6 protein-coding genes are annotated in these 7886 nt (G+C 68.2%); 4 read left to right on the top strand and 2 right to left on the bottom strand.

The annotated features are described in order from the left end of the window. The first annotated feature begins 305 nt into the window (after positions 1-305). Together HUX53_RS40865 and HUX53_RS42475 are read left to right on the top strand one after the other, a co-directional pair. Positions 306-2171 carry an AAA family ATPase gene (locus tag HUX53_RS40865; RefSeq protein ID WP_176402755.1) on the top strand — a complete coding sequence of 622 codons (1866 nt, stop codon included), beginning with the start codon at positions 306-308 and terminating at the stop codon, positions 2169-2171. Between the two features lie 144 nt (positions 2172-2315). Beyond that, entirely contained in the window at positions 2316-3323 is a 1008-nt protein-coding gene (locus tag HUX53_RS42475; RefSeq protein WP_176402756.1) for a DUF418 domain-containing protein, read from the top strand. Here HUX53_RS42475 and HUX53_RS09340 read toward each other — a convergent pair. Continuing rightward, the gene (locus tag HUX53_RS09340; RefSeq protein WP_176402757.1) at positions 3309-4751 is read right to left on the bottom strand and encodes a serine/threonine-protein kinase; all 1443 of its coding nucleotides are present in this window, start codon (positions 4749-4751) and stop codon (positions 3309-3311) included. The two genes, HUX53_RS42475 and HUX53_RS09340, sit on opposite strands and share 15 nt — an antisense overlap. Before the next feature lie 601 nt (positions 4752-5352). Then, a complete protein-coding gene (locus HUX53_RS09345; RefSeq protein ID WP_176402758.1) occupies positions 5353-6075 on the bottom strand; it encodes an AraC family transcriptional regulator in 723 nt (240 codons plus the stop codon). 152 nt (positions 6076-6227) lie between these two features. Between HUX53_RS09345 and HUX53_RS09350 the strand changes: the two genes are divergently transcribed. After that, on the top strand, positions 6228-7223 hold the full coding sequence (locus tag HUX53_RS09350) for a pyridoxamine 5'-phosphate oxidase family protein (RefSeq protein WP_176402759.1): 996 nt from the start codon (positions 6228-6230) through the stop codon (positions 7221-7223). 150 nt (positions 7224-7373) lie between these two features. Next, the gene (locus HUX53_RS09355; protein WP_255205076.1) at positions 7374-7763 is read left to right on the top strand and encodes a DNA-binding protein; all 390 of its coding nucleotides are present in this window, start codon (positions 7374-7376) and stop codon (positions 7761-7763) included. The last annotated feature ends 123 nt before the right edge of the window (positions 7764-7886 follow it).

A 7886-nucleotide genomic window follows, 5' to 3' on the forward strand; every position in this document is an offset into this window, starting at 1 on the left:
TCAGGCCGTCCTCGGGCTGCTCGGCGGGCTCGGGCACCCACCCATGATCTCGGGCAACCTCTGCAAGATCAACCCCAGGCAACCAGGCACAACCCGGGCAGACGCCAACTCAGGCTGAATAGCTACCCCCGACCGTGGCGAAGGACGCCGGGACGTGAACGGCACACCCCTGGGCCCCACGGGGACGCGCGGCGGCCCCCTCCGGTTTACCTGACTCACCGTATCGGCTCACTGCGGTCAGTCACCTAATCCGGTTGCGGCGGGACGCCTGTGAGCGGTGAGGTTGATGTGTGCGGATACAACGGGTGGCGATCAAGAACTATCGGTGTCTGCGAGACGTGGACATCCGCTTCGACGACATCACGACCTTCATCGGGCCGAACGGGGTGGGCAAGTCGGCCGTCCTGCGGGCGCTGGACTGGTTCTTCAACGGGCCGGCACAGCCGCTGACCGAGGAGGACGTCTGGGCAGGGGCGGAGCGGAAACAGATCAGCGTCGAGGTCCAGTTCGGTGACCTCACTGATCTGGACCGGGCAGCGCTCGGGAAGTACGCGGCCGGGAACACCGAGTCCGTCCGGCTCTGGCGGCGCTGGGAGGACGGTGCTGAAAAGCTGTCGGGCCGCGCTCTGGCGTATCCGCCATTCGATGAGATCCGAGGCGCCGAGGGCGCCATGGAGCAGCGCAGGAGGTACAGGGCTCTGGCAGACGCACGGCCTGAGCTCGGCTTGCCGGTCGTCTCGAGTGCCAAGGCCGTCGAGGATGCACTGTCCGCGTGGGAAGGCAGGCATCGAGACCGGCTCGAGGCGGTGGAACTGCCCGCCGACACCCACTTCTTCGGCTTCGCCGGTCAGGCGAAGATGACCGGGCTGTTCGACTACGTGTTCGTCAGCGCGGACCTGCGGGCGGTCGAGGAGGGGCGTGATGTGAAGGGCTCCATCATCGGCCGGATCATGGACCAGGCCGTGGACCGCGGCCAAGCCGAGCGGGACATGCTCGATCTTCAGGCGGTGTTCAACGACGACCGCGGCAAGATCCACGCCGAGCACTTCGAGGCGCAACTGCATGAACTCTCGAACGAGCTGACCCGCGAGGTCGAGCAGCTCACCCGGGGCCGCAGACTGCGCGTCAGCTCCCACATTCCCGAGATGCGGGTGCCGCAGCCCCTGTTCCAGGTGTCGGTGGAGGACGGGACCGCCAACACCCGTGTTGACCAGCAGGGGCACGGTTTCCAGCGGGCCGTGCTCATCACCGCACTGCGGGTGCTGGCGGAGCGGAAGGCCGCCGAGGCGAGCCGGACGGTGTTCCTGGCGATCGAGGAGCCGGAGCTCTTCCAGCATCCCGTCCAGGCCCGGACCTTCGCATCGGTGCTGCGCAGGCTCGCCACCGGGCCGGAGCACGGGATCCAGATCTCCTACGCCACGCACAGCCCGTACTTCCTGGAGACGGACGGGTTCCATCAGATCCGCCGCATGACGCGCACGAAGGAGGACGGCGCCCCGTCCGTCCACGTCGACTCCAGCACGCAGCAGTCCGTCAAGGATCTGCTTGGGATGAAGATCAGCGACGTGGAACTCGCCCGGAAGATCGCGCGGGCCTACCTGACGGACATCCCGGAGGCCATGTTCGCCCGCGCCGTCATCCTGGTGGAGGGTGTCAGCGACAAGGGCGTCCTGGAGGGCTGCGGCTACCGCGAGGACCCGTTGAACACCAACGGCATCATGGTGGTGAACGTCGAAGGCAAGCAGAATCTCCGGCTGCCATACGCCATCCTCACTACACTCGGCATCCCAACCTATGTGGTGTTCGACGGGGACAGGCACAACGCCCAGCGCAAACCCGACGACACAGACAAGAAGCTGGCCGACCGGATCGGTAAGGAGACCGGCAAGAACCGCAACCTGCTGTCCCTGCTCGGCGCGGACGAGGAGGACTGGCCGGAGACCGCAGTGGCCAGCGGCTACGCCGTGTTCCGCGACACGCTCGAAGCCTTCCTCAAGGACGAGTGGTCGGACTGGGAGATCATGAAGAAGGAGCTCATTGCGGACGGCCACGGGACGGACGGCAAGAGCGAGCACACATACTTCCAGGCCACCCTGCTGACCGAGACGCTTCCGCCGGCCCAGCTGAAAGAGATCATCGCCCACGTGCAGTTGATGGCCAGGGAGAACTGAGAGGCGTGTTCGCCGGCTCCGCCACACCGGCACGCAGCCGGCCCCGCCCCTAAGCGACTTCATTGCCGCCAGAACCAACTCGGGATCCTGGTGAACTCGCTGGCGGGGCGGTTGTGATGTGCTGGTCGTTCCGGGAGGAGGGTAGTGACGACAGCGTCACAGGCATCAACAGCGGAACTTGTGGGCCAGTCCGAGAAGGCCGTACGCATTACCGAGGTCGATGTTCTCCGAGGCTTCGCGCTCTTCGGTATCACACTGGTGAACACCGTGGGGATCACGGGGATGCCGACTTCGGGCTCGGCCGATGGTCTCGGGCACTGGGTGTACCAGACTCTGCTGCACCAGAGGTTCTTCCCGATCTTCTCGTTCCTGTTCGGCCTGAGTTTCGGATTGTTCCTGGACGCGGTCAAGGGACGGACGCATAGTCCGCGGCTGGTCATGCTGGCAAGGCTGGGATTTCTGATGCCCTTCGGCGCGTTGCACCGGTTGTTGCAGCCGCGCGAGGTCCTGCTGACATATGCCGTCGTCGGCATCGTCGTCCTGCTGCCCGCATCGCTCCTCCCCGGCTGGCGCATCGTCTTGGCACTCGGCACCGTCGCCACTGCGGCCGCCGCACTGGTCGCCGGCGGCAGCATGCTCATCCCGGGGCTGTTCCTGGTCGGCCTCGGTGCAGCGAGGTACGGTTCGGAGAACCTGCTCAGTCTGCCGACGAGTCGGCTGCGGGTCGTCCTGGCCACAGCCTCCACATTCGCCGTCGCCCTGAATGTTCTGCAGATCAGCACGGGGACGGATTCCGGCGCACGGCCGGCAACGTTCGCGGGGCTGGCGACGGCCGCGACCTACGTTACGGCGATCGTGCTGCTGCTTCGTTCGCGGATCCGCCCTGCGCTGTGCAAGCTGGCGCCCATCGGGCGGATGGCGCTGACGGGCTATATCGCTGCCACGCTCTTGATCCTGGCTGCCGATCAAGTGTTGCACCTCGAAAGCGAATCCAATTACGGAATGGCCTTCGCTCTTGGTGCGGGAGTATTCGTGATCGAGATGGCTTTCAGCCTGCTGTGGCTGCGCTATGCCCGGTACGGCCCGCTGGAGTGGGTATGGCGTTGCCTGACCTGGTGGAAGGTCGTACCCAACAGGTCAGGCCCGGGCTAGCATGCCCGCACCGTTCGTGTTGGTGAGCTCGTACTCGTATTTGAGGGCACGGGGTTGCCGGTATGTGAGCGTGATGAGCACTACATCCTCGCAGCCGTGACCCTGCTGAATGCGCTCTTCGACCACGAGCCGGGTCCTGGTCGCCGAGACGTGCTTCAGCGTGCCATGACTGCCCATGGAGCTGTAATCGCTCTCTCCGACCACTTGGGTGAGCTTCCCTCCGGTGATGGTGATGAGCGCGGAGAATTTCGAGTCCTTCGATGCGTGATGCGTGATGAGACCCGTCCACCGGCCGAGGAAGCGCGGGTCCACATCGCCGGCATCGGGTGAGGACTCAGCCGGTGGGCCGGTGCGCGGAGGTGTGCTGGGGGTGCGGGACGCGTCCGGGGTAGCGGGGACGGTGGACGCCGAGTGCTGGAGGGCCCGGCCACCGGCGGGCGCCTGGGCGTCACCTCGGGAGAGCGCGACCACCGCGATGGTGGTGACCATCGCTAGGATGACGACGAACGCGCCGATGCCGATCAGCGGTGCTGATCGGGAGCGGCCCTCCGGGCCCTTGTCGTCGGCCGGTATGAACGGTGTCGACGGCGGTGGCGGCGGCGTAGGGCCTTCTTCCGTCCACGGGGGCCGATCGCCAAGGCCCTGGAGAAGTTGCGGTACTGAAGGACGCGCGAGCGGATCCTTGTCGAGCGCTTGCCGGACGAGAGGGAGCAGGTGCGGGCTGAGCCCCTCCAGTCGCGGCGCCTCGTTGGCCACGCGATAGGCGACTTCGGGGAAGCCGCCACCGGGGAAAGGATGACGCCCGGTACCGGCGAATGCCACGACACAGCCCCAGGAGAAGACGTCCGAGGCCGAAGTGACCGGGCCGCCGGCGAGTGCCTCCGGTGCCTGGTAGCCGGGGGTGGCGACGGCCGGGCCCGAGTCCGCGGCGCCCGCCTGCGCATGCGCCCTGGCGATCCCGTAGCCGGTGACGCGCGGACCGGTGCCGGAGAGCAGAACGCTGGAGGGTTTGAGGTCACGGTGCAGGATTCCGGCGTCATGGACGGCCGCGAGCGCGGTCGCCACGCCGACCGCGAGGTGGTCCAGTTCGGACTGCGGAAGAGGGCCATGGTTCGCGACGGCCTGATCGAGAGTCGGCCCGACGATGTACTCGGTCACGACGTAGAGCGGATGGCCGTCGAGGGAGGCGTCGAGCACGGGCGCGATGCGGAATGGTGCGACTCCGCGAGCGGCGGCGACCTCCTGGCGGAGGAGTTCACGGAAGTGGGGATTGCGGGCCAGGCCAGGGTTCATGACCCTGACGACCACGTCCTGCCCCTGCTCACTTTGTCCGAGATACACCGTGCCCATGTCGCCTTGGCCCAGGCGTTCGATAAGGCGGTACCGCCCGAGTCGCTGAGGATCTTCGCGGCGCAACGGTTCACTCATTCGGGCAGCCCCTGATGGTCGGTCGACAGCCGGACGAGAGCATACCGATTCTCAGTCAGCGTTTCCCGGCTATGTGGGGCCTCCGCGACATGAGGGCGGCCAGATAGGCACTGGGGCACACACCGCAACTCAACGATCGGCAGTCGGCTGCCCTGGCGCCGATCGAGGTCGCACGCAGAGTTCTTCCAATTTCTTTGGAGTACGTAGTCCGCACGAGCTGAACGTCTCTCTGCCTCGAAACTCCACCACGAATCACCGGTACGGAAGCATCCCGCCGTTTCACCGGCGGAAAGGACCGAAGCGTGGGTATCGACCAGCCCAGCGGGATCGACGGCCGGGTGGAGGACGCCGACAAGCCGCAGGCCCGCGGAGCGTCCGCCGGGACCACCGCCCGAACGGCCCGATCCATATCCCGAAGCATGATCTACGAGCCAGGCTCGTCAACTTGTCCGCGAATATTTCGGGTCCGGGTGGACACGGTCCGATACGTCGCAGATCTACGTATTCGCCTCGGGGACGACCTACGATAGTCCGGAGTTCGTTCTAGTCCAGTGCTCCGGCTGCGCTTCTGGGTCTCGGTCTGATCGGCTGGTCGTGGTGGTTACGGCGGGGTGTAGACGCTGGGGAAGTCGCCGGTGATGCGGCGGAATGCCTCGGCGAAGGCTCCGGGTTTGCGGTAGCCCACTGCGCGCGCCGTCGCTTTGATGGGGACGCCTTCTGCGAGGTGGGTGAGTGCGGCGCGGATGCGGGCGTGTGTGCGCCATTGCGCGAACGTCATTCCCGTCTCGGCCTGGAAGAGCCGGGTCAGGGTGCGGACGCTGGTGGCGGCGTGGTCGGCCCAGGCAGCGAGGTCGCGGTCGTCGGCGGGGTGGGCGAGCAGGGCCTCGGTGACGTCCCGCAGGCGGGGGTCGGTCGGCATCGGGAGCTGGAACGTCGTGCTGGGGACGGGTTCCAGGAGTTCGGCCAGGAGCGTCTCGGCCGGCATGCGTGCCCGTCGCGGGTGCTGGTCGAGATGCACGATCAGTTCCCGGACCAGCGGGGTGACGAGTACGCCGGTCGGCTCGGTCCAGGAGACCGGGCAGTGCTGCGCGCTCAGGACGACGCCATAGCCGCGCCCGCCGCGCACCACCGCCAAAGCGTGCGGGACGCCAGCCGGCATCCACAGCGCGTGGGTGGGCGGCACCAGCCAGTCGCGGTCCGCGGTGCGGTGGGTGACGGTGGCGGTCTCGCTCCAGCTCAGCAAGTGGAACGGGTGTTCGTGCAGGTCGAAGGCGACACCGGCGTCGAACTCGGTGCGTGCGGTCGCCAGCACTGTCCCCGGCATGGCGTCCCCCGATCTTGGCCAGATCACGGCATTGGTTGGCTCCCATCCGCTGACTGGCCACCCTACCTTCGGTGTGGACAGGTGAGGAGAGGACATATGCGCACACCGGCCACGGTCGCGGAATCGACGCGATCATCGGAACACCACCCAGGATGGTCTTGCTGAAGGCGACCGCCACGCTCGACGAGGGGTGCCGGGAGGTGTTCGCCTCCGCCCCGGCGGCGGCGCTGGGCATCCGCGACACGGCTGGCGTTCCACACACGATGCTCGTCGGCGGAACGGCCGGCTTCGCCCGCGCCGAATCGCGGACGCGCCTGTCGTTCCCGGTCCCGGACGGGGCGCCGATGCCCGCGCTCGGCACGGGGGCGTCGATGGTGTTCCTGATCCCCGGCCTCGGGGAGACCTTCCGGCTGAACGGCACCGCCGCCGGCGGCGGCGACGGGCGCGTCGCCATCGAAATGGCGGAGGCGTACATGCACTGCGCGCGGTGCATGCTGCGTTCCAAGCTGTGGACCGCCGTCCCGGACGCGCCTCCGGACGTCCCGGCCGTCCCGGGCGGCGGGCCGCTGTCCACGCCGCGCGTCGCCGCGTTCCTCGCGGCCTCGCCGTTCACCTTCCTCTCCTCGCGCGACGGCGACGAGCGGGCCGACACCAGTCCGCGCGGGGACGGTCCGGGCTTCCTGCAGGTGCTCGACGGAGCGACCCTCGCGCTCCCCGACCGGCGCGGCAACAAGCGAGCTGACACCCTGCGCAACCTCATGACCTGCCCGGACGTCTCGCTGGCCGCCCTGCTCCCCGGCAGTCGCGAGGTCCTCCACCTCAGGGGCACCGCGCGGGTCAGCACCGACCCGGCCCTGCTCGCGACGATGGCGCTGCGCGACAAGCCGCCGCACGCGGCGATCGTCGTGCACGTCGAGCACGCCGACCTGACGCGCACCACCGTCGCGGACGTCCTGTGGGACGGCCCGCGCTCCCCCGGGCGTCTGCCGGACCTGACCGCGATCGCGGCCGCCCACGTCGCGGCCAACACCGAAAGCGGCCGCGGCGCACGCCTGCTCGGACGCGGCATGGCCGCCACGCCCGGCGCGTTCACCCGTCGCGCCATGGACGCGTCCTACCGCTCGGCCCTCCGCGACGAGGGTTACTGATCGCCGCCGCACCCGGGCAGACCTGATCGAGACCGCGGTTCGAGGACGTGGCAACGTGAACGGCCGCGCATAGGAGCGGTGGACGTCAGGGTCAGCGCGTTCATCAACATTTCGTTGACAACGAGATGTTGATGGTCCAGCATGATCCGCATGGAGAACTCGGACGCCGACCAAGGGCAGGCCGATCGCGAGGCGGAGGCGCGCAGGCGGTTGCTGGACTCGGGTGCCTCGGCCCTTCCCCGGGCGCCCTGGCTGCACGGGAGTCAGCCGCCCTCGGCGGTCGACTTGATCCGTTTCGCACTGTGGCGCGACGGCGCCGGCGACGCCGACGAGCACACCGTGGCGGCGGCACTGGCTCTGCTGTCGGCCGCCCGGGCCGAGGTGGACCAGGTGGAGGCCGCGCTGATGTTCACCGCACGCGCTCACGGGCTGTCGTGGCCGCAGATCTCCCGCGCGATGGGGCTGGCCTCCGCCCAGGCCGCGCAACAGCGGTTCGGACGGGTGACGGGCCGCGTCGAGAACCGCCGAGGGGGTGCCTAGTGCCGTAGCAGGCAACGTTCGCCCTGTTGTGATGTGACACGCCGTCTTGAGGCTGTGCCCGGCGCCGTGTGGCCGTCACCCTGTCCGGGTGGCAGAACGAGTACGTGTACGCGAGATCGACGA

It is taken from the genome of Actinomadura sp. BRA 177 (assembly GCF_013372625.1).
Classification (GTDB): Bacteria; Actinomycetota; Actinomycetes; order Streptosporangiales; family Streptosporangiaceae; genus Spirillospora.